The organism is Chryseobacterium sp. SIMBA_029 (assembly GCF_046535275.1).
In the GTDB taxonomy this organism is placed as follows: Bacteria; Bacteroidota; Bacteroidia; order Flavobacteriales; family Weeksellaceae; genus Chryseobacterium.
The window spans coordinates 1-274 of record NZ_JAWRXA010000291.1 but is presented as its reverse complement, the minus strand read 5'-3'; the positions used below and the strand labels follow the sequence as shown (position 1 = coordinate 274).

Annotated in this window: 1 pseudogene; it reads left to right on the top strand. The window is 61.7% G+C overall.

From position 1 onward, the window contains the following. Positions 1 to 274: pseudogene (locus SB679_RS24180) on the top strand (hypothetical protein); the annotation flags it as partial.

Genomic DNA, 274 nt, shown 5'->3' with positions numbered 1-274 from the left:
GGTCTTCAACCCGGCGCCCGTAGGAACGGTGACGAACCTTGACCCCACGGGATTGGTGGACCCCGGACAGATGATCACGGTGCAGTACTCAAAGGGTCCCGAGATGGTTGCCGTGCCGAGCATCGGTGTCGGCTTGTCCGAGGCACAGGTTCAAGGCCTTATCGACGGCGCGAACTTGCGTTGGGTGGCCGGCGATCCGGTCAACGGAAACCCCGGCCAAGCAGCAGGTACCTTTGTCAGCTCCGACCCACCTGCAGGAACCAAGGTTCAAACA